A 23,718-nucleotide genomic window follows, 5' to 3' on the forward strand; every position below is an offset into this window, starting at 1 on the left:
AATAATGTTCGAGAATATCACAGACGCAGACGAACGTGGCCAGGTGGGTATCGGTACCCTCATCGTGTTCATTGCGATGGTGCTGGTCGCAGCGATCGCAGCAGGAGTATTAATCAACACAGCCGGGGTACTACAGAGTCAAGCATCCGACACGGGCTCCGAGACACAGGAAGCGGTTGCGAATCAGGTCGAAGTTGTCCACGCCAGTGGAAACGTCTCTGGTGATTACGTCGATGAAATCAACATGACGATCATGAAATCGGCAGGTTCCGGAGCGATCGATCTGTCGGCTATGACCGTTCAATATACCAGTGACAGTGCCGACGTGACACTAGTCTATGACGATAGCGGAGCAAGCGATAGTCAATTCGCAACTGAAAATATCACTGGTTCCGGTGACAGTACTGAACTGTTGAATACTGATGACCGTGTCAAACTTACGGTCAATGTTGAAGCAATTGAGAGTGACGGTCTCCAGGGCGGAGATAGTGCAAGTGTCAAACTCATTGACCAGTCTGGTGCACAATTCAGTTACGGCGTGAGTGTTCCATCGACATTCGGTGACAAGGAAGTCGTCTCAGTCTAACGACTCCCATACCATCACAACGACTAACAGTAATACGACCCTGATTCGACACACGACGACGGCATTCTCACCCCGAAGAATTGCAGTTCGAGGACGACAACGTCGCCAAACTCAGTGAGAACCGCTATCTCGTCAGGTCGGATGGTCCGACCGCAACGGCCGAGATGCCGGCGGCTGAGACTGCCACGATCACCGCGGATGCGGACTCGAGGGCCACGCACCTCGAGTCGAACGCGTCCGACCAGTCGAGGGGCACCGCGCTCGCCGACGCGGCCGAATCCCACGGGGTCGACAGCACGCTGAAGACCGACGGCGCACTCGCACACCATCACGCCACGTCACACGACGTGCACGAGGTGTTCGGAGACCTTCTGATCTGGTATGCGGGCCAGCTCGACGACGACATGTCGCCGAGCGAAACGTTGCAGGTCGTGCTGGCCGCATCCGATCTCGAGGTCTAACTGCGTTCTCGCCGCACTCTCTTACAGGACAACAGGAATACACGGCGTGTCTCACGTTGCGGACGCGGATTTTTGTCTGGACCCACCCACTCCCAGCGTGGGGTCTCGGCAGACGACAGTCGCTGACGACTCGAGTCGCACTCTCGCAGTTCGCCCGTGGAAATAGTAGCCAATCTCGTATATACGAGACCCGTCCAAAGCTATAATGGACACCAGTACGTACCGACGCGTATGTCCGATCGTGGTCTCGAGTCGTGGACTGAGGGATTGACCGCCCGCGAACGCGTCCGAAAGATCGCGACGACGCTGACGCGACCGCGATCCGTCGAGTGGGTGCGAGAGGAGGCCGGTATCTCCTCGTGGCAGACCGCAAAAGACGAATTGGAGATGTTAGCTGAATTCGGACAGGTACAACCCGTCGACGCCGACGGCAACACGAAGTACGCGCCGAACTATCAGCGCCGGTATTTCAGCGAGATAGCCGAACTGATCAACGAGCATACGCGCGAGGAACTGCGCGAGCAGATCGCGGATATTCAGGAGTCGATCGACGAGTGGTGCGAGGAGTTCGACGTCGAATCGCGGGTCGCTCTCGAATCGACGCTCACGGATCCCGATCTCACCGGCGAAGCGATCCGCGAACGGAACCGAATCCTCCGACAGTGGGAACGCTACGAGGATAACAAACGGCTGCTGGGGCACGCACTCGAACTGTACGACGATGCTCGATCCCTCCACCCGGGACGAAACGAGTCGTCCGATTCGTCACTGTCGGTCTCTCAATAGGTCCGTCGATGATCTTTCTCGCAAATCGGGCGAACCTCGACAGGCGGACGGTGCTACGGAGGATACACACCCAACTCCAGACACAAGCCACGACCGACGGCGGACCGATCGAGCGGGTGTGGTATCAGACATCGGTCGGCAACAAGGTCGGCGTTCGAGCGACGGTCGATCCGTCCGCGTTTCTCGACACCGCGTATCCGATCGACGAAGCCGAATTGCAGGTCACGTTCGATTTTCCGCCGGATCGAGAGTACGATTTCTACGCGATCCAGTGGGTTGAGTCGGAGCGGGCGCTGATGCTCGGCTGGCATCAAGACGAGACCTATATGGACCTCGGCGCGTGTCACTTCCAGATCGATTACGGCGGGGAAACCGTCCAGCGAAACGAAGCACCCACCCTCGATATGCACCCACTCAACGTATTCGATCAGCGAACCGACCATCTCCCCGAGATTCTCGATTCGCTCGACTGGGACCAAGAGACGCCGTTCGTCCCAGAATCGGCAGTCCGATAACTGAACTCGAGTTCACTGACGACTCACGACTCGATATCGTCCGGGTCTTTTTGGAGGTGGTACACCGACAGCGTGTCATGACAGACGCGTCCCCGGACGCACCCTCGCGGCGGCAGTTCCTCGGCGCGGCTGCCGGCACGGCTGTAACCCTCGCCACCGCCGGCTGCCTCGACTCGGTCATCGGCTCCTCGGCAGCCACTGAAATCGAACCCGAAGACCCCTCCCAACCGCGGGAGGGTACCCCCGGCGAGTTCTACTACTTCCTCGAGGCGAACGGCATCGAAGTCGACGAACTCCTCGAGGAGTCCGACGAACTCTACCTTACGTACCGCTCCGAGGCCGAAACGGTCGAGGAGTCCGACGAGGAGATCTGGCTCATCTACGAAGTCTACAAACAGGCGCTGATCCACCGCGGCTCCGAGATCGAGTTTATCTACACGGAACTCTCGAACCCCTTCGACGGTCAGGCGATGGGCTGGGGAATCAACTCCGAGTGGATCCACGAATTCGACAGCGACGAGACGGCGGCCGAAGGGAACGAGTCGGATATCGATAATTCGACCGCCGCCGACGGAAACGAGACTGCTGGGAACGAAAGCACCGGTGGTGGCATCGATATGAACCAGGTGACGCTCTGGAACAATATTATGAACACGAAGGTCTACGAGGACGACCTCGAAGCAGACAGAGACGACGAGGACGGGACCGAGGCCGATCAGGACCAGGAGTCCGACCGAGACGATACCGACGAGACCGAGGACGACGATGGCGGTCAGGAGAACGATAGCGACGGCGAGGCCGATGATCAGACAGCTGATGACTCCGGGAGTGAGGACGGTGACGCCGAGACCGACGACTGATCGAGGTCACCTCACTGCCAGCCAACAAGACCAGCACCCCCGACCGTTTACACACTACTGTCACGATAGCATCACACCATGACTCCCGACCCAACTCAGGACGACGGCATCCTCACCCCCGAGGAGTTGCAACTCGAGGACGACAACGTCGCCAAACTCAGCGAGAACCGCTATCTCGTCCGATCAGACGGACCGAACACGACGGCCGAGATGCCGGCGGCTGAGTCTGCCACGATTACGGCGGACGCGAACTCGAGTCCCGCGCGCCCAGAGGCATCCGACCAGTCGACGGACACCGCGCTCGCCGACGCGCCCGAACCGCACGGGGTCGAGATCACGCTGAAGACTGACGACGAAATCGCACACCACTCCGGGACGTCACACGACGTTCGCGAGGTGTTCGTGGACCTCCTGACCTGGTACGCGAGGCAACTCGATGAGGACATGTCTCCGAGCGAGGCGCTGCAGGTGATGCTGGCCGCGTCGGATCTCGACGTTGCGCCGCCCTCGCGCTGACAGGGCGAGCAGAAGCCACGGAAAATTCGCGGCGACGGACTCGTTTTTCGAGACGGCCGACTCGTAGCTGTTCCGCTGACTCGACTCCTCACACTCCCACCCGTATGACGCGTCCTTTTTCCACCTCGAGCGAGGACTCACCAGTATGACCAACGCACGCGAGGAATTCCTAGCTGGCGAGCGGCCCGACGACGTCGCACTGTTTTTGGCCGACTCGTACGTCTCGGACGACCGCCTCGAGCAGTTCGGGGACCGGGTCGAAGACGGCGTCCTGATCGTCGTCGACGGCGAGCGCGGCCGGAGCGCCTTCCAGGCGGCGACCGGCACGCAGGCGATGGAGTTCGCGAAGTCGGCGATGGATCTCGAGGGCGAAATCGACGACGATCTCTCGGGTGGTAGCTGTCCGGAGGCGTCGGACGGCGAGGACCACGCGGTCCAGTTCGTTTTCGCCTTCGCGGAGGAGCGAAACGAGGACGTCGGGGGAATCTACGCCGAGAGCGACGTGGTCCACGCCTACGCGAAGTGTACCTGCGGGACGGCGTACTCGGATCGGTGGAACGCGACCGACGCCTGATCGCGTCGTATCAACTGAGGAATTTTTTCAGCCGTAAGGAACACGCTTTTGCGACCCGGCCGGCTACGATCGAGCCATGAGTTCCTTCGAAACACCGCACAAGACCGACCGTGGCTTCGGGCTCTCTAGTCGGGAGGTGCAGGTGATCGGCGGCGCGACCGGGTTGATGGCGATCACCGTCGCGTTGATGTACGTCTTCGCGGCGACGCCGCTCGCGGTCGTCAACGACTACCTCTTTGCGGCCCCGATCGTGGGCGTGCTCGTCTACGGGGCGGCGATCATGGGCGGCGAGATCGTCGCCGAACGCGGGATCGAGGGCGGCGATATGGGGATCGCCTTCGCCGGGATGGTCGTTCTGCAGTTGGCGTTCGGCGTCTTCGGCGCCGGTATCCTGTCGATGGCTCCGCAGGAGACACAGCTCACGGTACTGGGAATTACGGCTGTCGTCACCGCGCTGATGACGGCAGTGGTATCGGGCTACGTCTACGCCCGCTCGACGACGTTCGAGCACTGGGGACGGTTCGCGAACTACGCGTTCCTCGGCGGTCTCGGCGCGATCCTCGTCGGGACGTTCGTCCTCGACGTCCTGCTCTTGGTCGGATTCGTCCTCATCTTCCTGGGCTTTATCCTCCGGCTGGGCTACGAAATCTGGCAGGTTCGTGACCACCGCGACGCGCGCGTCGCCCTCCAGACGATCGGCGTCTACATCGCCGTCGCCGGCGTGTTCGTCCACGTCCTGCAACTCGTGATGCGGTACGTGACATCGCAGAATTGAAATCGAGGTTCGGAGCCGTTTTCGGCGCGATACCGAACGAGTAGCCGGGGACTCTGTCCCCTAAATCGGTCGATTTAATCCCTCGTTCGTGATACCCTCCTCCGTGACGCGCTATTACGAAGATCTGGCGGTCGGAGACGTCTACGAAACCGGGAGTTACACCGTCACGAAGGAGGAGATCGTCGACTTCGCCGAACAGTTCGATCCGCAGCCGTTCCACCTCGACGAGGAGGCGGCCGAGGAGTCGATGTTCGGCGAACTCGTCGCCAGCGGGCTGCACACGCTCTGCCTGTCGGTTCGGTTGTTCGTCACGGACTTCGTTCAAGGAGAAGAGGGAGTCGCGAACATGGGCGGGCTCGGAATGGACGACCTGCGGTGGCACGAGCCGGTCCGCCCCGGCGATACGCTTCGCGTTCGGGCCGAGGTGCTGGAGACGACGCCCTCCGAGAGCCGGTCGGATCGCGGCTACGTCGACTTCGGCCGTACCGTCCACGTCGACGGCACAGAGGTCATGTCGATCACGTCTCACAATATCGTCCGTCGAGCGTCAGCCGACGAATAGGCCGTTTTCGCCGGCCGGCTGTGGACTGCTCGCCGTCAAATTACAACTCGCCGCCGGATCATCGTCTTCTCGAGTCGACTACGCGTCGTCGACTGCCGTGTCGGCAGCTCCGTCGTCCGCGTCGGCGGCGTCCTCGACGACCTCCTCGAACGCGTTCAGAATGACCTGTTTCGTCACGGCCCCCCGAGTCACCCAGTGGTTCGCGTAGTCGAGCATGTCGTCGTAGATGTCCGGTTTGCAGCCCGCGGCTTTGGGGTGGCCGCCGCCGTTGACCTTCCCCGCGACCTCGTGACAGCGCTGGAACTCGTCGGTGCCCCGAATCGAGGCCGAGCCGGCGGGCTTGACGATCACGGAGGCGTCGGCGCCCTGTTCGCGCATCGCTTCGGCGACCTCGTTCTGCGAACAGCGGCCGTAGGTGATTCCGACGGTGTAGCCGCCGATCTCGCGGAGTTCCGAACGCCCGACCGCCTGGTCGATCAGGGCCTGCTTCTCGACGCGGCGTTCCTCGAGGAACTCACCCACCCAGTCGGGCAGGTCGGCGCCGTACTCGCGGACGACCTCGACGTACGCCGCGGGATCGGACCAGTAGGCGTAATCCGCGAGGTCGTCGCTGCGCGGGTCCTCGCGCAGCCAGAGGTCGTGATCGCGCGTGACGGCCGCGAGTTCCTCGTACATCGGGGCAAAGTCGTACTCGAGCGAGCGGTAGACCACGTCGGCGGAACACTCCTCGTCCGAATCGCCGACGACGAGATCGACGCCGGCGTCGCGAACCGACTGGGCGACGTCCTCGCCCCACTGGTGGTGGTCGTACCAGGCGACGGCGCTTGCGGTCTCGAGCGCCGCGTCGAGTTCCTCCTCGACGTACTCGTATCGGTCGGGCGCGAGGTCGCAGACGAAAAGGTCGATCCCTTCGTCGCCGTACTCGGCGACGCGAGCCAGCGCGTCCTCGACGTCGTGCGGGCTGGCCGGGATCAGTGCGACGGAGTGAGGTGTCGGTTCGGGCTCCTCGAGCGCGGCCTCGGCCTCGGCGGCAGCGAGCGCGACCGCCGCTTCGTCGGCGTCGTCGACGGCATCCGCGGCGGGTTCGCCGTCGGCAGTTTCGTCTGATTCGTCGGCATCGGTCTCTTTGTCGTCCTCGTCGTCCGGTTCCGGAACGTTCCGGACGTCGTCGTAGGCCTCGCGAATAAGTGCGACGCAGGCCAATCCGTCGGCGTCGGGGTCGGCGACGACGGCGACGTCGGCACCCTCGAGCGCGGCCGCCGTCTGCTCGTCTTCTAAGTCTTCTTCGAGGCTATCGGGGAGAAAGAATCCGGTGCCCGGAACGACCGACTTCCGGGCGATCGGGAGCTCGCCGCTATCGATGAGTTCGTCGTACATGTCTCGAACTGCGCGCCGGCGGGGGAAGTGACTTCCCCTCTGTGGTGGCCACTGGCTCGCGTTCGCACGGCGACCCGAAACGCAAGCGAGGACGGAATAAGCGAGCGGTCGCCTCGTACGGTTTGCTGTACCGAGTTACCGGTGGGACCGCAGGACGGATCGCGGTCCCACTGGAAACACCTCACAGCAGACAGTATCAGGCCTCGGTCGTCACTTCTTCGCCACCGGTAGCGTCGTCGCGGATCGTCTCGAGTTGTCGAACCGAGAGGACGGGAACGGGGGAGGTGCGGACGACGCGTTCGGCGACGCTGCCGAGCAGGAGGCGGTTCTCGCCGTGGCGGCCGCGGGTGCCGGTCGCAATGAGATCGGCGTCGACCTCGCGGGCGTACTCGCAGAGTTCGACGGCGGGTCGACCCTCGCGGACGGCCGTGGTAATCTCTCTCCCCTCTGCCGTCCGGCTCTCGACGGTCGCAAGCGCGGCGTCGGCGGTCGTCTCGAGGGCGGTCTGGAGTTCGTCTCGGAGCTGTTGGGGTGAGGCGTCGACCTCGCTGGCGTCGACGACCGAGAGGGCGTGAACCTCCGCGTCGAAGCGACTGGCGAGATCGAGGGCGACGTCGACGGCCCGTTTGACGCTGTCGGAGCCGTCGGTGGCGATCACTACCGTGTCGAACATACGCGGTAATTACAGCCGAAGTGGCTTAAACGCTCTCTCCGCGCGCGTCGCTCGAGAGCGAGTCTCGTTTCGCCCGTCGCCCCGGGAACGAATCTCGTCTCGTTCGTCGTCCCGAAACGAGTCTCGTCGTGAAAACGGGTCCCGATTTCGGGGAACGTGGGATGGGTTTTTGACGACGGGCCACACACCAGCGCGTATGGACGACAGCGAGCCGTTTACCGTCGACACCGTTCTCGCGCCGGTCGACGGGAGCGAGGAGTCAGCCACCGCCGTCGAGTACGCCGTCGCGGTCGCCGACCGCTACGATGCCTCGGTCCACGCCCTGTTCGTACTCGGCCGCGGTGTCGTGCAGGGAATGAACGCCGGCGCCGTCGACGAAGACGATGTCGCGACGGACACGCAGGGCTTTTTCGACGACGTTACTCGCATCGCCGACGAGGCTGACGTGCCGATCACGACCTCGGTCGACGACGGCTTCTCGCCGACCCGCAAGACCCGGCATCCGGGAAACGTCGTGCTCGACACCGCCGACGCTATCGACGCCGACTTCATTGTGCTGCCCAGGGAGCCGGTCGCCGATACGGCGTCGGCGGAAGTGCTCGAGCAGGTCGCCGAGTACGTGCTCTCCTACGCGAGCCAGCCCGTGCTGTCGGTCTGAATCGGTTCGGAGAACCGGACGCGGGGTCGTCGCTGCTCAGAGTCAGAATTGAGCGAAGAGCAGGCCGCGTATTCGATGTATTCGATAGCGATCGACCGCTACAGCCGGATCGCCATCTCCTGCTCGAAGCTTTCGGTGCCGGTCGACTCGAAGCCGACTCGCTCGTAGAGTGCGATCGCCGGGTTGTTCCAGCGTTCGACGGTCAGCCACACCCGATCGATGCCGATGGTGCTCGCGTGGCCGAGGAGGTGCTCGAGCAGCATCGTTCCGATCCCGGCGCGCTGGTAGGCCTGCAGGACGAAGATCGCGAGCTCCCACTCGATGTCGGCGTTGTCCTCGATCGAGGCCGGATCGTCGGTGTCGGGAACGAGCATCGCGTGGCCGATCACGTCTTCGCCGTGGCGGGCGACGACGTTGACGCTCTCGTCGGCGATCGTCTCGAGCCAGTTGCGAATGCGCTCCTCGCCGGTCGGCGGGATCCCCTGTGCGCGGTCGGTGGGATCGAACTGGTCGTACATCTCGACGACGTCCTCGAGGGTGTCCTCGAAGTCGTCGGACGCCAGGATGTCGATCTGACGGTCCGCTCCGTCCTCGAGCGTCGTCGGCGGTGCGGGAAACGGTCCGGCTGATTCGTCCGGATACGGTCGCGTACCAGCCATCGTTACCGCACCAGTTTGACGGTTGTCGGCGCGTTCAACAGGACGAACTCGGTGATCGGTCCGAGTTGGATCTTCCCCATCGGACTCAGGGTGCCGCCGCCGATCACCAACTGGTCGTACTCACCCTGCTCGGCGTAGTCGACCAGCGAACTGCCGGGGTCGCCCTCGAGTTGGACGAGCTCCGCGTCGACGCCGGCCTCCGAGAGCAGCTCTCGCGCCCGTTCGGCCATCGCATCCTGCGAGCGTTTCGCCTCGGGTTTATCGACGACCGCGACGGTGAGGTCGTCGCCGACCTCGTGGGTGCGATCGATCGTCCGGCGAAGTGTCTTGATCGATTCGTCGCTGCCGACGATTCCCACTAAGACGTTCATACGCATGACTGTGCACCCATGCACGAAAACCGTTGTGCCGCTGGCACCGTCCTCGAGGGTGACGTCGGGGTGGCCGCGGGCTGTCGCCCCCGCTCTCGATGGCCACGAACGGATACTCGAGTGTGAGTCAACACCGTGTCTCTCGGCCGCAGACGTTGCGCAGGACGACGACGTTAAGAGCGTGTGGTGAATACGATGACGGAATGAGTGATGCGGCGCTCGATGTCGTGGAGTTCCTGCTCACGACGAGCGTGTATTCGGACGACAGGACGCTAGACGAGAACGATCTCCCGCCGGCGTTTCGGCGGGTCTTCTGGACAGGCGGTGTCGAGGACGACGGCGACGGTGGAAACGGTCGCAAACACGCCGGCATCAGCCGCCCCCTCTCGGCAACCAACGCGACTGCCCGCGAGGCGACGGACGTCGACCGACCCTGGGACGCCATCTCGGAGCTGATGTTCACCGAACGCGACGAGTTCTCCGGGACGATTACCCTCGTCCAGGAGGAGATGGCCGAGCAGTGGTTTGCCGAGCGCGTCGACGACGAGCGACTGCGCGAGAACCCGACGTTGACGAAGCACTTTACCACGCACGCGGAACACGGCGATCAGTTCGACGTGACCCACGAGGAAGCGCGGGAGGAAAACCGGCCGATTCAGGCCGACCGCGTCTGGATCGACGGACTGCTCGACGAGTACTTCGACGAGGAAGACGACGAGGAGATGCTCGACCTCGTCGAGGTTCGAGCGCCGGAGGAGGTCGACATGTCCTTAGACGACCTCGTGCTCACCGAGGATCAGGAGAACGAACTCAACAAGATCGCGAAGGCGATCGAACACCGCGACTACCTCGCGGATATCGGGCTTCGCGAGATCGGGAAACTGCTGTTCGTCGGCCCGCCGGGGACCGGGAAGACGTCGACGGCGCAGGCGCTGGCTCAGGACATGGATCTCCCGTTCGTCGAGGTCAAACTGTCGATGATCACGAGCCAGTATCTGGGCGAGACGGCGAAAAACGTCGACAAGACGTTCGAGGTCGCCAAACGGCTCTCACCGTGTATCCTCTTCATCGACGAGTTCGACTTCGTCGCTAAGACCAGAAGCAGCGACGAACACGCCGCCCTCAAGCGCGCGGTCAACACGCTCCTCAAGAGCATCGACAACATCTCTCTCATCGAGGACGACGTGTTGCTGATCGGGGCGACCAACCACCCCGACCAGCTCGACGACGCCGCCTGGCGGCGCTTCGACGAGATCATCAACTTCCCCAAGCCCGACCACGGCATGCGGGCGGACATCCTCTCGCTGATCACCCGCACGATGGATATCGACGAGTTCGACCCCCACCTCATCGCCGAGGTTACCGAAGGGCTGACCGGCAGCGACCTCCGGATGGTGTTGCGAGAGGCCGTCCTCGAGGCCCTGACCGAGGACCGAACGACGCTGACCCAGGAGGACCTCCTCAACGCCGTCGAGGAGTTCGAGGAGCGCGATACGCTGAAGAACATGGACATGATGGGCGGCGACCACGACGCGCTCGTCGCCGGCGGGGATCTCGGAAAGGCAAGCGACGGGGGCGAACCGAACGACTCCGAGGAAGGTCACGATCACAGCCACGACCACGCCCACGATCACAGCCACTGACGCCGGTACTCGCTCGAGGCGAGAGTCTCGTCCACCGTGTCGACTCAGTTGCCATCGGTATCGAGTCAGCGCCCGAACAATATTGATCGGGGCCGCCGGATATCCTCTATGAGCCGCGACCACGCCGATCCGGCCCACGCCGGAGCGCTTCACCACGTCGAACTGTACGCCTCCGACCTTGAGGCGTCCGTCGCGTTCTGGGACTGGCTGCTCGCCGAACTCGGCTACGAGCACAAAAACGAGTGGGAGGGGGGTCGATCGTGGAGCAACGGGCCGACATACCTCGTGCTCGTCCGGGCGGACGACGCCGACCACCCGTTCGACCGGCGGGCCGCCGGCCTGAACCACCTCGCCTTTCACGGCTCCTCCCGCGAGCACGTCGATCGGCTCACGGACAGCGTTCGCGAACGGGCGGATGTGACGGTGCTCTACGAGGATCGCCACCCTTACGCCGGCGGCTACTATGCGCTCTACTGCGAGGACCCGGAGGGGATCAAAGTCGAGGTCGTCGCGCCGGACGTCTCGCGGTCGTAGTAGGTGAGTGCGAGCGAAACGCCCAACTGTTCGCCCGAGGTCGACTGCGTATGAAGGACTTTCATACGCACACGACCTACTCCGACGGAGGATTTCTCCAGGGGATGGTCGAGGCCGCCGAAGCGGCCGGACTCGAGGGGATCGGGCTGACGGACCACTGTACGGTGTCGTCCCGCGAGAAGCCGGCGACGACCCGAACTATCTACGGCTTCAACCTGGACGTAACCTACGAGCGTCGACGGCGAGCGATCGAGGAACTTCGGATCCGCGAGGACGTCTCGATCGAGATCTACGACGGCGTGGAGATGGACTACGATCCGCGCGACGAGTGCGAGATTCGCGACTTTCTCGAGGAGGCGACGTTCGACTACACGATCGGCAGCGTCCACGCGGTCGACGGGCTGAACGTACAGGTACCGAGCAATTTCGCGGCGCTCTCCGACGCGAGGCGCGACGAACTCGTCGACGGTTACTTCGAGAACCTGGTCTCGCTGATCGAATCGGAGCTGTTCGACGTCGCGGCCCACGTCGATCTGATCGAACGAACGCCGCCGTTGCGCGGCCGGGCGACCACGGACCACTACGAACCCGTCGCCCGGGCGCTCGCCGAGTCGCGGACGATCCCCGAGATCAACGCCGGCCGAGCCATCGCCGACATGGCCATCGTCCATCCCTCCGAGATGTTCCTCGACGTGTTGCGGGAGCACGACGTGGCCGTCACCGTCGGCTCCGACTCCCACCGGCCGGGCGAAATCGGCGACCGGGCCGCGTTTCTCAAGGAGTACTTCGAGAGTCACGACCTCGAGTTGGTCGAACCGCCGGGACTCGACGTCCAGCGGGTGCGTACCGAGAGCTAAATCACGAACGACCGGAAACCCGACAGCGACCGTGCAGCCGAGCCGTCCCCGCGTTTGGTGACGACGAACGCGTGGACTCGATGCAGGGGATCGAGTTCGAGGTCCGAATACCGAGGAGGCGCCTTTTTGTTGGCGCCATCCGATAGCCCGAGTATGAGTACGGACCGGAACGTCTACGGGACCGACCTCGAGCCCTGTAGCACTGATCCATCGACCGGCTTTCTCCGCGACGGCTGCTGTCGCCGCGTCGAATCGGATCGGGGCCGCCACGAGATCTGTGCCGTGATGACCGAGGAATTCTTGCGGTTCAGCAGCGCCCAGGGGAACGACCTCGTCACGCCGAAACCCGAGTTCGAGTTCCCCGGTCTCGAGTCCGGGGATCGGTGGTGTCTCTGTCTTGCGCGTTGGATCGAGGCTGAGGAAGCCGGCTGTGCGCCGCCGGTGGTCCTCGAGGCGACTCACGAGGCCGTCCTCCGCGACGTCGAGCCGGATCTGTTGCGAGAGTACGAGCGCGGCGAACACGGCGGGACGGAGGAGGGAACGTCCACCGACGGGTCTGAAACACGGTAGTTCGCCGGCGGTCGTCGAATCGAGCGACCGGAGACGACCGCCGGGGGAATACCCTTTATGTGGCGGGTTCTAATCGGACGCCAATGAGCGATGGATCGTCACAGGGAAGCGCCGCGGACGCGTTCGCCGACCGAGCGCAGGCGGAGTACGGCGACTCGATCCGTCACCTCGTCGTCTTCGGAGATGCGGTCCGAGGTGACGACCACGGGATGCGCGCCGAGTTGGAGGCGATGGTCGTCCTCGAGGATCACGACGAGGCGGCCGAACGGCAACTCGAGGGACTCGGCGAGCGCGTCGGTCTCGAACACGGGGTCGTCACCTCGGTGTACGTGCTGCCGGTCGAACGGTTCGAAGCCGGCGAGGACCACCCGTTCGTGCGGACGGCGTTCGACGAAGGGCGGTCGTATGTGTAGGCGACGGCGGGAGGGTGCCGGACGCCGGCCCGTAATGAAGGGGCGAGCCGGGAACGTACTGAACGCCCGCGGGGACCGACAGTGACCATGCGCGTCACCCTGCTCGGAACCGGCGACACGACCGGGACGCCCACCGTCGGCTGTGACTGCGACACCTGCGAGACCGCCCGCGAGCGCGGTATCGAACGGACCAGGTTTTCGGTCCACGTGGAGAACGAACGCACCGACGAGTCGCTACTGATCGACTTCAGCCCCGACTTTCGGTACCAGTTCCTGCGCGACGACGTCTCGCTGCCCGACGCCGCAATCGTCACGCACATCCACTTCGATCACCTCGACGGACTCGGCAACGTCTTTCGGGTCTTCGACTCCCTCGACGTCTACGCGGCGAACGAAACCGACCCGCAGACGGACAAGAGCGTCGCCGAGACGGTCCGTGCGGACTACCACTACCTCGAGCCGATCGACGTTCACCCGACGACGCCCCTCGAGTCCGTTCGGGTCTGCGGGTTCGACGTGACGCTGGTTCCGGTCGACCACCCGCCGCTTTTGTGCTACGGCGTCGCGATCGAGGACCCCGAGACGGGCGCGAAACTGTCGCTTTCGGGCGACACGAGCTACAACGTTCCGGCGGACTCGCGTGAGATTCTCGCCGACCCCGACCTGTTGCTCGCGGACGGCATCGTCCCCGCACACCTCTGTGAGTACCACCCGATCGGGGGCCGCCACGAGAACGAGGCGGGCGTTCCCCGAACGTTCGGGACGAAACACATGACTCGAGAGGGCGCGCTCGAACTGGCCGACGAATTGAACGCCGAGCGAACGCGACTGGTCCACCTCGCACACTACTATCCGGCGGACGAGGCGTTCGAAGAGCCGCTGGCGACCGACGGCGAGCAGTACGTGCTCTAATTCGTGTCCGATCGGTTTCAGATCTGGAGGCGGAGGTCGGGTTCGAAGGGCCACTCGCGTGGGTCTCGTGACCGTGGCCGTGACCGGTTCCTGTACGCCCGAGGACAGTTTGGATAGTGTCATTCATAACCGTCAGTTCCGTGTATGGGGACATGGAATCGAGCGTGTCATCGATACGTAGCGGAGTCGATGGGGTAGACGCTATTCTCCGCGGCGGTCTCGTCACCGGCCGAATGTATCTCATTCAGGGCCAGCCGGGGACTGGCAAGACGCTGCTCGGTATGCACTTTCTCGAGGCGGGGATCGAAGCGGATGAAACGGTGCTGTTCATCCACAGCGAGGAGTCTCGTAAGGAAATCCTCTCGAACGGGGCTGCGGTCGGCATCGACATCTCCGAGGCGGAATTTCTCGACCTGGGACCGGATTCCGAGTTCTTCATCGAGGAATACTCCTACGACTTGGTCAATCCGAGCGATATCGAGCAGGATCGATACACGCAGGACATTCACGACGCTATTCGCGAGATCGATCCGGACCGCGTCGTGGTCGATCCGATCACGCAACTGCGATACGTCGAGGCGAACGATCACCAGTTTCGAAAGCGCATCCTCTCGTTTATGCGCTTTCTCAAGCAGCGCGACGTAACCGTGATCGCAACGGCGACGTCCGCCACCGGACAGGAGTACGATACGGAGATTCGCTCGCTCAGCGACGGGATTCTCGAACTCACTCGAGGCAGGAGCGGCCGTCGGATCAAAGCCGCGAAACACCGTGCGCGCGGCCAGATGGAGGGGGATCACGGGATGGAAATCCGTGACGAGGGTATCGAAGTGTTTCCACAACTGGTTACCGAACGAGTCGAAGGACAGGCCGCGAAGGATCGTCGCTTCGACTCCGAGCGCGTTCAATTCGGTATCGACGAACTCGACGAACTGATCGGCGGCGGCTTCGAGCAAGGGACCGTGACGTTCATCAGCGGTCCGACGGGGGCCGGAAAGACATCGACCGGCACACAACTGTTGTGTCAGGCGGCCGAAAACGGTCTCCAGTCGGCGGTCTACCTCTTCGAGGAGGACGGACGAACGTACAATCACCGATCTGAATCGATCGGCATGCCGGTCGAACAATTGCGCGAGCAGGGGGCGCTCGCGATGACCGAAATCGAACCGCTCACGCGCTCGGGCGAGGAGTTCGCCCACATGGTCAAACAGCAGGTAGACGAACAGGGAACGGACATCGTGATGATCGACGGAATCGACGGCTACACCGCCTCATTGCAGGGGACAGAGCCCGAACTCGTGCGAAAACTCCACGCGCTGACTCGGTATCTGAAGAGCCGCGCCGTGACGGTGCTCGTGACGAACGAAATCTCTGAGATCACGGGGATCTCCAGGGCGACAAGCGGAGATTTGAGCTATATCGCGGACAATCTCCTGTTCCTGAGCTACGTCGAGATGGACGGCAGCCTCCGGAAGGTCATCGGCGTGTTGAAAAAGCGCACCGGCGGGTTCGAACACAGTCTCCGCGAGTTCGAAATTACGTCGAACGGAATCCACGTGGGTGAACCGCTGACGGGTCTCTACGGCATTCTTCAGGGGTCTCCTCGAACGAGCGATCCCGCGAACAGTACCCGAACCGAATGACGGGACCAGTAACGCGACGCCGGTTCGCCGATTTCCACCCATGACGGCCGCCGACCAGCGGGGAACGATCCGGTTACTCATCGGCGAAGACGGCAACCGCGCTGCGGTCGAGACGCTGCTCGAGGGCCACTACGAGGTCGACACCGAGCAGGCGGTCGGCGAGGCCGACTGCTATCTCATCGACGACCACACGTTCCCCGAGTATCACCGCGACTTGCGCGAACGCGTCGAAGCGAGCTATCCGGTCTTCTGTCCGGTCGTCGTTATCCGTCGCCGGGACAGCAGGCTTCGACTCTCGCTTCCGGATCCGGACGAGCGCGAGCCGCCGCTGCTCGTCGACGAAATCGTGGACGCGCCGATCGATCGAAACGTCCTCTTTCGGCGGCTGAACACCCTGCTCACCCGGCGGTCACAGTCGAAAGAGCTCCGCCACTACATCGCGAGACTCGAGGACTCGAATCGATCGCTCGAGCAGTTCGCCTACGCGGCCTCTCACGACCTCCAGGAGCCGCTCCGGATGGTTTCGAGCTACCTCCAGTTGATCGAGCAACGGTACGGCGACGACCTCGACGGGGACGCCGACGAATTCCTCGACTTCGCGATCGACGGCGCCGACCGCATGCGAGATATGATCGACGCCCTGCTCGAGTACTCTCGGGTCGACTCGGAAGGGGATCCGCTCGAGTCGACGGACCTGAACGCGGTGCTCGAGGACGCGCTCACGGATCTGATGGTGAAAATCGAGGAACACGACGCCGACATTCGGGCCGAACCGCTGCCCCGCATCGAGGGCGACCCCGACCAGCTCCGGCAGCTGTTCCAGAACCTGCTGTCGAACGCGATCGAGTACAACGGCACCGGCACGCCGGAGATCCGCATCGGGGCCGAGCAAGTCGGCTCACGGTGGCAGCTGTCGGTCAGCGACGACGGGATCGGCATCGAATCCGGCGATCAAGAGCGTATTTTCGAAGTCTTCCAGCGGCTCCACAGCCACGAGGAACACGCCGGCACCGGGATCGGACTCGCCCTCTGTAAGCGGATCGTCGAGCGCCACGACGGACGGATCTGGGTCGAGTCCGAACCGGACGAGGGAGCGACGTTCACGTTTACCCTCCCCGCGACCGACGGGCCGTGAAGTGGCGGTCTCGAGTCCCGCGGGTAGTCCGAGTCGAGAATTCAAGAGGTTGGAGCCCGTATTTCGGTCATGGAGTGGACCAGGAGACGGGTAGTCGGGGCGACCGCGGCGGCTGCTGCGCTCGCCGGCTGTCTCGGTGAGGACAGTGCCGACGATGGAGACGAACGTCCGGGGGACGGCGACGGAACTGAGAGTGAGAGCGGGAACGGGGACGACCGCGACGCGTCGGCCCTGCTCGAGGAGCACGACCTCGAGGACCACACCGGCGAAGAGAGCGTCGAGATCAGGGTCGACCCCGACGGGGACGGCTTCGATCCCGACGCGCTCGAGATCGATCAGGATACCGTCCTCGAGTGGACCTGGGAGGGGGCGAGTACCGGTATCTACCCCATCGACGTCCCACCGGAGTGCGTCTGGGACGAGGACGTCGACGAGGAGTCCGTCGACGATCAGGAGGCGGGCTACCAGTATGATCGACTCTTCTGGGCCGACGGTGCGTATCTCTACGGCAGTCGCGACGCGGACGGTGAGGAGTTTACGGGTGCGTTTCGGGTTCTCGAAGACGACGACTAATCCTCGAATCGACCCGATTACGACGGATCGGCGGTGTGAAACGGATCGTTCGTAGCGCGAGTAGTGACGATCCACATGCGGTGGCGCACGCTGAGCCGCGGCGAACGGAGAGTGAGACGCGGCTCGTAGCCGTGCGAGGGATGAGCGAATGAAGTGAGCGAATCGGCTGGGGAGGACGTGGCAATCACCGCTGCCAGCGAGAGCAGTGCACTCGTCTTCTGTTTCCGTCGTCTACACTCGAGCGTTCACTACGTCCAACAACTGAACAGGTCATTCGAACTGATCTAACCCCGACTGCCGACGCCGTCTCCCGTCCGGATCCGCTACCCAGGGCGTTCGGCGGTCGCGCTCGGCCTCGAGATCCACCTCGGAATACGATTCCGGTTCCGAGTCCGACATAGGATCGTACCCTCCACACGAGGCCCCACACTCCGAGCCGGCGTCGACCACCCGGCCCTTCCACGCACAGTAGGGAAGCGTCGCGCCGCTCGAGTCGTCCGGATGATACGCCCCACACGTCGGAAACTCGTACGTTCGCCACCCCTTGCCGTAGGCGCGCTCGGCGATCCGACGCCGCTTGCGGGCCTTCGCGTCGGTCGAGACGACGGCGATATCGGTTCGGCCGGGGTGGGACTCGAGGGGTTCGATGCCCGGCTCCTCGACACCGAGCGGTTCGGGCTCCCGAATCACCTCGATTTCGAGGCCGTCGCCATCGACGTCACCGCTCCCGTCGCCCGTCCCCTCGCGATGCACGCGCCAGACGCCGACCGCCTCGGGGATCCGGTTCAGGTGGGCGCGCGTGACGTAGCTCTCCGTCGCGAGCACGATCTCGTCGACCACCGCGAGGCTGACGTCGGTTCGGAGTTGGGCCTCGAGATCTCCCGGCCGACCCAGATCGGGCTTGTTTTCGATGCCGACGATGCGACTATACCAGTCCGGATAACGGGCCACCTGCCTGACGTACTCGCGACCCTTGCGGCGTTCGCGTTCGAAAAACCCGATCTCGCAGGCCCGGTCGACGGCGCGTCGGGCTCGGTCGGGGTGACAGTCGAAGGCGTCTTTCCAGTAACGTGCCCGTCCGGTGCCGACGTCGGCCTCGATCGCAGCATCCGGAACGGCGGCGCTCGAGAGGGCGACGCGGTCGTCGAACGCTGGCCCCGGCTCGACGCAGACGACGTCGAGGATTCGCCCACCGGGATCGGCGACGCTCGCGCCGAGTTGGCGGGCGAGGATCCCCTCGCGACGCGACTCGAGGTGGGCACACAGTTCGAGTTCGAACGCGAACTCACTCACGTCCCTCGAGAGGGGTGCCAGCGGGAAAAAGCGCGCGAATCGTACCGTAACTGGGCCGGTTCGCCGTTCAGTCGGCCGATTCGACGGTCGTCTCGAGCACCGTGAGCTCCGCGTCTAACGTGGCGCGAAGTTCGTCGCCCGCGAGCGGGACGCGGACTCGGAGCCGGATCGGATCGCGGTCGACGACGGTCGTGTACTCGTCGGAGACGCACCACGGTAGGGTCCAGTAGGGGCGTTCGTCCAACGAGACGCCGCGCTCGCGGTGGAAGCCGACGACCCGCGAGTGATCCAGCAGGCGGAGACCGGGCGCCGAACAGAGCGTGTGACTGCACTGGACGCACTCGTGATCGATGCGCACCGTCGCCCCGAGACAGCAGTCGTCGTCCTCGACGACGTGCGATTCGACGCGACCGCTGCACTCGGGACAGACGCCGTCGGCAGCGAGACAGTGGAGGTGTTTCACCCGCTGATCGAAGGCGGCGGCAACCTCCGAGGGCGTTCGGTCGTTCAGCCCGCCCGGCGGGAAGCCGTACTCGCCGTGGCCGTGCTCGCAGTCCCGACAGCCGATCGCGAGCCGCTCGTCCCGATAGCGGGCCTCGAGCGGGCCGTCGCAGGCGACGCAGGAGCCCTCGACCGGAAACGGATCGATCGTCGGGTGCTCGTTGAACGAGCCGGCGATCACCGAGCGGACGACCTTCTCGCCGGCGTGTTTGAAATCGTAGCCGTCCTCGGAGCCGACGACGAACTGGCCGAGCAGCTTCTGGAGGTGATAGTTGAACTGCGCCGAATCGCGCATCCCGACCTCGCGTCGCAGCGCCGAGAACGCGACCGGACGGTCGTCGGCGGCCCACAGCGCCTCGAGAATCGCGAGGCGGGTCTCGTTGCCGATCAGGGCGAAGGCGTCCGCCGGATCGAGACAGTCGGTGCACGCGAGGACGGACTCGCGTTCGCTCGAGGCGTCGGATTTGCTCATACAGTTACTATACGATCGATTGACAAAACCGTTCCCTGAACGACGTTTTTGTAATCGAACTGTAAGGCCTGTCGGGGGCGGGCGCGATTCGTTCGGTCGGTGCCCGGCTCGACCCGTGCTCATTCACAGCCCGTACTGAGCGGCGTGCAATCGGATCTGCGTATTCACCGTCGTCCCAGTTGACTGTGGATCCACGGTCTGGTAGCTGTCTCCGATGACGGCGACGATCGGATCGTCTCGATACCGGCCGATTCGATGTCTGCTCGTCGTCTCGACGGCAACGTACGGGCTGTCGTCGACCGTCTCGAGGCCTCGATACCCCGAGGGGAGAGCCGCCCGGTGGACGCCCAACAGGAGGTGGTCCGGCATCAGTATCAGCGCGGTCTCGTACTCGAATGGGGGCTGTGAGAGCAGTCCCCCGAGTAGATACGTTCCATCCTTACAGTCACCCGTTCCGTCGACGATCGACTCCTCTACCGTCCGATGGTACTCACGAGCGTCTTTTGAGTCGCGATCCTCGCTGTACTCGAGCGACTGGACGAACCCCACGACCCGCTCGAGCCGGTCGCGTTCCGTAAGTTGCGGGTCCTCTCGCGCGTTTTCGTCGACTCGAACCGCGCTCGCTTCGATACTATCGATGAGATGGCGACTGTACGGGTTCATCTGGGACTCGAGGAACGTCCGAATGTATCCGCGCTTCCGACGCAGCGCTCGCTGGTAGGCAGATTTGCTGATCGAGTGCTCGAGTTTCCAGCGCGTGTTGGTAGAGTCGACCCAGTCGAAGCTGACGTCATATCGCCCTTCGTGATCGCGTCGCGTATAATGGTCCCAGTCGGGGGGAATGTCGTCCGGCTCCGGTTCGGTCGACGCCGTTGGACGCTGTCGGATCGGATCTGACTCGCAGAGATACCGAGAGTCGGAGCGATCCCGATCGGCCGGCTGACACCGAATTTCGTACAACCACCGTCCAACGATCGGCCCCGAGAGCGGATCGTCGAACTCGAAGGATATCTGACGCTCGACTCCGTCGTCGAGTCGAATCCGCGGCCCCGTCCGTTTCGAGAACACCACGCCCCCGGGGTGTTGCCGTTTGATGGCCTCGAGAACGATTTCAGGGGCCATTGGTGGTGCGCGAAGGCGGACCGTGACCGCCGACTGTGATCGGTCGACGATCGCTGCGGAAACGGGCGTTCGATTGATAGCGATCGGACTCGGAAACTGTTCTCGAATGCGTGTTACGGCGGAATCCACGGTCGAGATGCCGTGCATCCCAGTACCGGCGGGTCCAAGCGTCGCAGCTGTGAACAGGAATTCTCGGCGGTTCATAGTAACCGGGGGTGAAATCCCGGTTGGTTGGCTCTCTGACCGAGCCTGCAATCAAAATATCGAATTTTTTATAATTAGGCCATCAGTCGCATCGATACCGGTATGTAATACCACGTATCGAACGCGACTCAGAACTCCAGCAGACCATCGAGAGCGCGATACGAACTGTAGACCGGTCACGTCTCGACGGCGGCAGTCGAGGATTCAATCGAGTTCGGTGCCCAGTCGGTGGCAATCGTTACGGTCGCGGTGCAGCCTTCTGCAGCGCCGTCTCGGCGACGTTGCCGCCGTAGTCGGCGCTTCGGGAGAGCGAATCGAGGATCAAGCCGAGCGACTGGGCCTGCACGGGATCGAGTTCCCGAAGCATGTCGTCGATCGTCCGGGTGTGTTCGTCGATCTCGAGGACGGATTCGAGCGCCTCGTGGCCCAGCTTCGTCGCCTCGTCGCTCTCCTCGGCGAAGAGCGCGTCCATCGACTGCTCGAGGATCGTCGACGCGTCGGCGTGTAACTCGAGCAGCGCGTCGGCGACGTCCGCCGGGATCTCCTCGAGTTTGCGCGCGAGCTGGCTGATCTTGACGGCGTGGTCGGCCACCCGTTCGAGTTGACGCGCACTCGAGTGGAAGTCGAAGCAGTCCTCTCGGGAGACGCCGAGTCCTTCGGCGGCGCGGGGCGACCGGAGCGTCGCCCGGAAGATCCGGGAGACGACGAGGAAGAGCCGATCGACGTCGTCGTCGCGCTCGATCACGTCCTGTGCGATATCGTCGTCGTTCTCGACGAGCGCGGTGACGGCGTCCTCGAGCATCGAGGTGGCGATCAGCCGCATCCGGCTGACGGCGTTGACGATCGACAGCTCCGAGGAGTCGAGGAGGTCCTGGACGACGACGGAGTCGCTTCCCTCCTCGACCACTTCGACGCCGACGAGTCCCTGCACGGCGCTGCGAATCGCCCGCCGTTGTTCCGTCGTAATCCGATTCGCCTCGAGGCGAATGATGTCGAAGCCGCTGACGTACATCGTCAGGACGGCCCGAATCAGCTGTTCGTCCTCGAGCGTGGCGACCTCGAGCGTGCCCTCGTGATGGTTGGTGTCCCGCTGGGGCGTGATGAGCAGCGTGTCGTCCTCGGAGTAGATTTCGACGGTCGATCCGCTGCTGATACCGTTTTCCGTCGCCCAGCCCTTCGGGAGCGACACCGTATACGTCGAGCCACCAGTCACCTGGACCTTTCGGGTCTCCATACTACGCGATTGCTATAGCAGGAACATAAATCTACCCGAGTCTATAGAGCAATCTCGATATCTGACGTTCTGCCGTATGAGGTGCTATTGAGCGGAAGTTAGGGCACATAAGGGAATAGATGGGTATGCACCAGTCAGTACTAGTATGTAGAGCTATATAGGCCGCGTCGGAAACCCCCTGCAATCTCTCGAATCGTCGTCGGACGAACCGGCCGCTTCGGACCAACTGGCTGAAGCGTCGTCCGCATTTACCGGTGCCGGTCGACGCCGACACGTACCGTTCGCGTCGCTGACAGCGGTACTACCCACCCTCGAGGAAGCGATCGAGCAGCCGAGACGCCCGATCGAGGAATCGGTCGGTCGCGTCGGGTTCGACGATGGCGAGCAGTTCGACGGTCTCCTCGGGGCTCGCGAGTTCGAGCGTGACGCGGGCCCCGTCGCGTCGCTTCTCGACCAGGTCCCACTCGAGCAGCGACTCCAGGTGCCACTCGAGGGTGCTGCGTACGATGTCGAGTGCCGCCGTGACGTCGTCCGGCCGGGACTCGCCGTGTTCGTACAGGTAGACCAGAATTTCGCGGGCGGTTTCGCGGTGAAACGCCGCGAGCGCGCGTCGTTCCCAGTCGTCGTAGGACGGCGGATAGTAGTGGGTACGACCGGTGAGCTCTTCGACCGTAATCGTCTCCTGGTCGAGCAGGTCGTCGAGTGCGTCCCTGACGGTCGCCGGCGTCAGCTCGAGGTCGCGGACGAGTCCGTTGAAGTGGACGCCCGGCCGGTGGTGGACGTGCCTGGCGATCTTCAATCGGTGTTCACTCATGAGTTCGCCTCGAGCTCGTGTAGTCGCTTCGCTGGGCGACGATCACTGCCAGAAAGAGGAGTCCGACCAGCAAGACGTCTAAGCCGTGCTCGAGGACGTGGTGGCTGTCGATCGCGAGTAGTCCGAACACCGTGAGGAGTCCCAGGACGCTTCGAACCACCAGCGTCGAGAACGCGGCCGTAACTAACAGATACGACGTCTGCCTCCGTCGAACGAACAACGCCAGCGACACCGCGAGGATCGCGATCGAGGCGACGGTCTCGAGGGAGACGATGATAACGTACTCGGGTGGAACGGCCGAGATTCCGTCGACTATCGCCTCGAGTTCCGGGATAGCCATACCTTCGTATTCGACCGAGCGTACGAAAAGATATCTATTGTGTTAGCGTCCGCGAGACGTCGGATCTCCGATCGCAACCATCATG

At 63.4% G+C, this 23,718-nt stretch carries 29 protein-coding genes; 19 read left to right on the forward strand and 10 right to left on the reverse strand.

The features are described from left to right. Window positions 1-4: 4 nt before the first annotated feature. The 9 genes from ACSFC5_RS00255 to ACSFC5_RS00295 all read left to right on the forward strand — a co-directional run bounded on the left by ACSFC5_RS00255 (window position 5) and on the right by ACSFC5_RS00295 (window position 5,635). Window positions 5-586 (forward strand): flagellin, encoded by a 582-nt coding sequence (locus tag ACSFC5_RS00255; protein WP_440763274.1) that lies wholly within the window; start codon window positions 5-7, stop codon window positions 584-586. Between the two features lie 80 nt (window positions 587-666). After that, the gene (locus tag ACSFC5_RS00260; protein ID WP_440763275.1) at window positions 667-1,047 is read left to right on the forward strand and encodes a DUF7500 family protein; all 381 of its coding nucleotides are present in this window, start codon (window positions 667-669) and stop codon (window positions 1,045-1,047) included. Window positions 1,048-1,278: 231 nt separating this feature from the next. Next, window positions 1,279-1,833: a DUF7342 family protein gene (locus ACSFC5_RS00265; RefSeq protein WP_440763276.1), complete on the forward strand. Its 555-nt coding sequence runs from the start codon at window positions 1,279-1,281 to the stop codon at window positions 1,831-1,833. Between the two features lie 8 nt (window positions 1,834-1,841). Beyond that, entirely contained in the window at window positions 1,842-2,348 is a 507-nt protein-coding gene (locus ACSFC5_RS00270) for a hypothetical protein (protein ID WP_440763277.1), read from the forward strand. 77 nt (window positions 2,349-2,425) lie between these two features. Then, window positions 2,426-3,208, forward strand: coding sequence for a twin-arginine translocation signal domain-containing protein (locus tag ACSFC5_RS00275; protein WP_440763278.1), 783 nt, complete (start codon window positions 2,426-2,428; stop codon window positions 3,206-3,208). 78 nt (window positions 3,209-3,286) lie between these two features. Next, on the forward strand, window positions 3,287-3,724 hold the full coding sequence (locus ACSFC5_RS00280; RefSeq protein WP_440763279.1) for a DUF7500 family protein: 438 nt from the start codon (window positions 3,287-3,289) through the stop codon (window positions 3,722-3,724). A 145-nt stretch (window positions 3,725-3,869) separates the two neighbouring features. Next, a complete protein-coding gene (locus ACSFC5_RS00285; protein ID WP_440763280.1) occupies window positions 3,870-4,298 on the forward strand; it encodes a DUF5807 family protein in 429 nt (142 codons plus the stop codon). A 76-nt stretch (window positions 4,299-4,374) separates the two neighbouring features. Further along, on the forward strand, window positions 4,375-5,073 hold the full coding sequence (locus ACSFC5_RS00290) for a hypothetical protein (RefSeq protein WP_440763281.1): 699 nt from the start codon (window positions 4,375-4,377) through the stop codon (window positions 5,071-5,073). A 103-nt stretch (window positions 5,074-5,176) separates the two neighbouring features. Continuing rightward, entirely contained in the window at window positions 5,177-5,635 is a 459-nt protein-coding gene (locus tag ACSFC5_RS00295; protein WP_440763282.1) for a MaoC family dehydratase, read from the forward strand. A 78-nt stretch (window positions 5,636-5,713) separates the two neighbouring features. On the opposite strand, the gene ACSFC5_RS00300 is transcribed toward ACSFC5_RS00295, so the two are convergent. After that, window positions 5,714-7,012, reverse strand: coding sequence for a DHH family phosphoesterase (locus ACSFC5_RS00300; RefSeq protein WP_440763283.1), 1,299 nt, complete (start codon window positions 7,010-7,012; stop codon window positions 5,714-5,716). Between the two features lie 196 nt (window positions 7,013-7,208). Further along, window positions 7,209-7,685, reverse strand: coding sequence for a universal stress protein (locus tag ACSFC5_RS00305; protein ID WP_440763284.1), 477 nt, complete (start codon window positions 7,683-7,685; stop codon window positions 7,209-7,211). A 196-nt stretch (window positions 7,686-7,881) separates the two neighbouring features. Between ACSFC5_RS00305 and ACSFC5_RS00310 the strand changes: the two genes are divergently transcribed. Continuing rightward, entirely contained in the window at window positions 7,882-8,343 is a 462-nt protein-coding gene (locus ACSFC5_RS00310; protein WP_440763285.1) for a universal stress protein, read from the forward strand. Between the two features lie 98 nt (window positions 8,344-8,441). On the opposite strand, the gene ACSFC5_RS00315 is transcribed toward ACSFC5_RS00310, so the two are convergent. Continuing rightward, complete coding sequence (locus tag ACSFC5_RS00315; RefSeq protein ID WP_440763286.1) at window positions 8,442-9,002, reverse strand: GNAT family N-acetyltransferase; 561 nt, start codon at window positions 9,000-9,002, stop codon at window positions 8,442-8,444. 2 nt (window positions 9,003-9,004) lie between these two features. Beyond that, window positions 9,005-9,373: a universal stress protein gene (locus ACSFC5_RS00320; protein WP_440763287.1), complete on the reverse strand. Its 369-nt coding sequence runs from the start codon at window positions 9,371-9,373 to the stop codon at window positions 9,005-9,007. Window positions 9,374-9,576: 203 nt separating this feature from the next. Here ACSFC5_RS00320 and ACSFC5_RS00325 point away from each other — a divergent pair, with 203 nt between their 5' ends. From ACSFC5_RS00325 to ACSFC5_RS00365, 9 genes are all read left to right on the forward strand, one after another. Then, window positions 9,577-11,016: an ATP-binding protein gene (locus ACSFC5_RS00325; RefSeq protein WP_440763288.1), complete on the forward strand. Its 1,440-nt coding sequence runs from the start codon at window positions 9,577-9,579 to the stop codon at window positions 11,014-11,016. Window positions 11,017-11,124: 108 nt separating this feature from the next. Next, window positions 11,125-11,550 carry a VOC family protein gene (locus ACSFC5_RS00330; protein WP_440763289.1) on the forward strand — a complete coding sequence of 142 codons (426 nt, stop codon included), beginning with the start codon at window positions 11,125-11,127 and terminating at the stop codon, window positions 11,548-11,550. A gap of 50 nt (window positions 11,551-11,600) precedes the next feature. Then, window positions 11,601-12,407 carry a PHP domain-containing protein gene (locus ACSFC5_RS00335; protein ID WP_440763290.1) on the forward strand — a complete coding sequence of 269 codons (807 nt, stop codon included), beginning with the start codon at window positions 11,601-11,603 and terminating at the stop codon, window positions 12,405-12,407. 153 nt (window positions 12,408-12,560) lie between these two features. Next, window positions 12,561-12,977 (forward strand): DUF2237 family protein, encoded by a 417-nt coding sequence (locus tag ACSFC5_RS00340; protein ID WP_440763291.1) that lies wholly within the window; start codon window positions 12,561-12,563, stop codon window positions 12,975-12,977. Window positions 12,978-13,060: 83 nt separating this feature from the next. Next, entirely contained in the window at window positions 13,061-13,390 is a 330-nt protein-coding gene (locus ACSFC5_RS00345) for a hypothetical protein (protein WP_440763292.1), read from the forward strand. A gap of 87 nt (window positions 13,391-13,477) precedes the next feature. Further along, window positions 13,478-14,302: an MBL fold metallo-hydrolase gene (locus tag ACSFC5_RS00350; RefSeq protein WP_440763293.1), complete on the forward strand. Its 825-nt coding sequence runs from the start codon at window positions 13,478-13,480 to the stop codon at window positions 14,300-14,302. Between the two features lie 152 nt (window positions 14,303-14,454). After that, window positions 14,455-15,945, forward strand: a complete 1,491-nt coding sequence (locus ACSFC5_RS00355; protein ID WP_440763294.1) for an ATPase domain-containing protein — start codon at window positions 14,455-14,457, stop codon at window positions 15,943-15,945. A gap of 40 nt (window positions 15,946-15,985) precedes the next feature. Continuing rightward, a complete protein-coding gene (locus tag ACSFC5_RS00360) occupies window positions 15,986-17,080 on the forward strand; it encodes a sensor histidine kinase (protein ID WP_440763295.1) in 1,095 nt (364 codons plus the stop codon). Window positions 17,081-17,149: 69 nt separating this feature from the next. Beyond that, the gene (locus ACSFC5_RS00365; RefSeq protein ID WP_440763296.1) at window positions 17,150-17,653 is read left to right on the forward strand and encodes a hypothetical protein; all 504 of its coding nucleotides are present in this window, start codon (window positions 17,150-17,152) and stop codon (window positions 17,651-17,653) included. A 270-nt stretch (window positions 17,654-17,923) separates the two neighbouring features. Here ACSFC5_RS00365 and ACSFC5_RS00370 read toward each other — a convergent pair whose 3' ends face one another. The 6 genes from ACSFC5_RS00370 to ACSFC5_RS00395 form a co-directional block, all read right to left on the reverse strand. Continuing rightward, window positions 17,924-18,946 carry a DUF5787 family protein gene (locus ACSFC5_RS00370; protein WP_440763297.1) on the reverse strand — a complete coding sequence of 341 codons (1,023 nt, stop codon included), beginning with the start codon at window positions 18,944-18,946 and terminating at the stop codon, window positions 17,924-17,926. Between the two features lie 67 nt (window positions 18,947-19,013). Further along, a complete protein-coding gene (locus ACSFC5_RS00375) occupies window positions 19,014-19,919 on the reverse strand; it encodes a DUF7351 domain-containing protein (protein WP_440763298.1) in 906 nt (301 codons plus the stop codon). Between the two features lie 123 nt (window positions 19,920-20,042). After that, the gene (locus ACSFC5_RS00380; protein WP_440763299.1) at window positions 20,043-21,041 is read right to left on the reverse strand and encodes a hypothetical protein; all 999 of its coding nucleotides are present in this window, start codon (window positions 21,039-21,041) and stop codon (window positions 20,043-20,045) included. Between the two features lie 442 nt (window positions 21,042-21,483). Next, entirely contained in the window at window positions 21,484-22,479 is a 996-nt protein-coding gene (locus tag ACSFC5_RS00385; protein ID WP_440763300.1) for a PhoU domain-containing protein, read from the reverse strand. A gap of 301 nt (window positions 22,480-22,780) precedes the next feature. Then, window positions 22,781-23,293, reverse strand: a complete 513-nt coding sequence (locus tag ACSFC5_RS00390) for a winged helix-turn-helix transcriptional regulator (RefSeq protein WP_440763301.1) — start codon at window positions 23,291-23,293, stop codon at window positions 22,781-22,783. Next, window positions 23,286-23,633 (reverse strand): DUF7471 family protein, encoded by a 348-nt coding sequence (locus tag ACSFC5_RS00395; RefSeq protein WP_440763302.1) that lies wholly within the window; start codon window positions 23,631-23,633, stop codon window positions 23,286-23,288. The genes ACSFC5_RS00390 and ACSFC5_RS00395 overlap by 8 nt, the downstream gene beginning before the upstream one ends. Window positions 23,634-23,718 lie beyond the last annotated feature (85 nt).

It is taken from the genome of Natronorubrum marinum, assembly GCF_052040125.1.
GTDB lineage: Archaea > Halobacteriota > Halobacteria > Halobacteriales > Natrialbaceae > Natronorubrum.

Coding starts and splice junctions, on each gene's coding strand:
- ACSFC5_RS00255 (WP_440763274.1), top strand. CDS start 5: ATGTTCGAGAATATCACAGACGCAGACGAACGTGGCCAGGTGGGTATC.
- ACSFC5_RS00265 (WP_440763276.1), top strand. CDS start 1,279: ATGTCCGATCGTGGTCTCGAGTCGTGGACTGAGGGATTGACCGCCCGC.
- ACSFC5_RS00270 (WP_440763277.1), top strand. CDS start 1,842: ATGATCTTTCTCGCAAATCGGGCGAACCTCGACAGGCGGACGGTGCTA.
- ACSFC5_RS00275 (WP_440763278.1), top strand. CDS start 2,426: ATGACAGACGCGTCCCCGGACGCACCCTCGCGGCGGCAGTTCCTCGGC.
- ACSFC5_RS00280 (WP_440763279.1), top strand. CDS start 3,287: ATGACTCCCGACCCAACTCAGGACGACGGCATCCTCACCCCCGAGGAG.
- ACSFC5_RS00285 (WP_440763280.1), top strand. CDS start 3,870: ATGACCAACGCACGCGAGGAATTCCTAGCTGGCGAGCGGCCCGACGAC.
- ACSFC5_RS00290 (WP_440763281.1), top strand. CDS start 4,375: ATGAGTTCCTTCGAAACACCGCACAAGACCGACCGTGGCTTCGGGCTC.
- ACSFC5_RS00300 (WP_440763283.1), bottom strand. CDS start 7,012: ATGTACGACGAACTCATCGATAGCGGCGAGCTCCCGATCGCCCGGAAG.
- ACSFC5_RS00305 (WP_440763284.1), bottom strand. CDS start 7,685: ATGTTCGACACGGTAGTGATCGCCACCGACGGCTCCGACAGCGTCAAA.
- ACSFC5_RS00310 (WP_440763285.1), top strand. CDS start 7,882: ATGGACGACAGCGAGCCGTTTACCGTCGACACCGTTCTCGCGCCGGTC.
- ACSFC5_RS00315 (WP_440763286.1), bottom strand. CDS start 9,002: ATGGCTGGTACGCGACCGTATCCGGACGAATCAGCCGGACCGTTTCCC.
- ACSFC5_RS00320 (WP_440763287.1), bottom strand. CDS start 9,373: ATGAACGTCTTAGTGGGAATCGTCGGCAGCGACGAATCGATCAAGACA.
- ACSFC5_RS00325 (WP_440763288.1), top strand. CDS start 9,577: ATGAGTGATGCGGCGCTCGATGTCGTGGAGTTCCTGCTCACGACGAGC.
- ACSFC5_RS00330 (WP_440763289.1), top strand. CDS start 11,125: ATGAGCCGCGACCACGCCGATCCGGCCCACGCCGGAGCGCTTCACCAC.
- ACSFC5_RS00335 (WP_440763290.1), top strand. CDS start 11,601: ATGAAGGACTTTCATACGCACACGACCTACTCCGACGGAGGATTTCTC.
- ACSFC5_RS00340 (WP_440763291.1), top strand. CDS start 12,561: ATGAGTACGGACCGGAACGTCTACGGGACCGACCTCGAGCCCTGTAGC.
- ACSFC5_RS00345 (WP_440763292.1), top strand. CDS start 13,061: ATGAGCGATGGATCGTCACAGGGAAGCGCCGCGGACGCGTTCGCCGAC.
- ACSFC5_RS00350 (WP_440763293.1), top strand. CDS start 13,478: ATGCGCGTCACCCTGCTCGGAACCGGCGACACGACCGGGACGCCCACC.
- ACSFC5_RS00355 (WP_440763294.1), top strand. CDS start 14,455: ATGGAATCGAGCGTGTCATCGATACGTAGCGGAGTCGATGGGGTAGAC.
- ACSFC5_RS00360 (WP_440763295.1), top strand. CDS start 15,986: ATGACGGCCGCCGACCAGCGGGGAACGATCCGGTTACTCATCGGCGAA.
- ACSFC5_RS00365 (WP_440763296.1), top strand. CDS start 17,150: ATGGAGTGGACCAGGAGACGGGTAGTCGGGGCGACCGCGGCGGCTGCT.
- ACSFC5_RS00375 (WP_440763298.1), bottom strand. CDS start 19,919: ATGAGCAAATCCGACGCCTCGAGCGAACGCGAGTCCGTCCTCGCGTGC.
- ACSFC5_RS00380 (WP_440763299.1), bottom strand. CDS start 21,041: ATGGCCCCTGAAATCGTTCTCGAGGCCATCAAACGGCAACACCCCGGG.
- ACSFC5_RS00385 (WP_440763300.1), bottom strand. CDS start 22,479: ATGGAGACCCGAAAGGTCCAGGTGACTGGTGGCTCGACGTATACGGTG.
- ACSFC5_RS00390 (WP_440763301.1), bottom strand. CDS start 23,293: ATGAGTGAACACCGATTGAAGATCGCCAGGCACGTCCACCACCGGCCG.
- ACSFC5_RS00395 (WP_440763302.1), bottom strand. CDS start 23,633: ATGGCTATCCCGGAACTCGAGGCGATAGTCGACGGAATCTCGGCCGTT.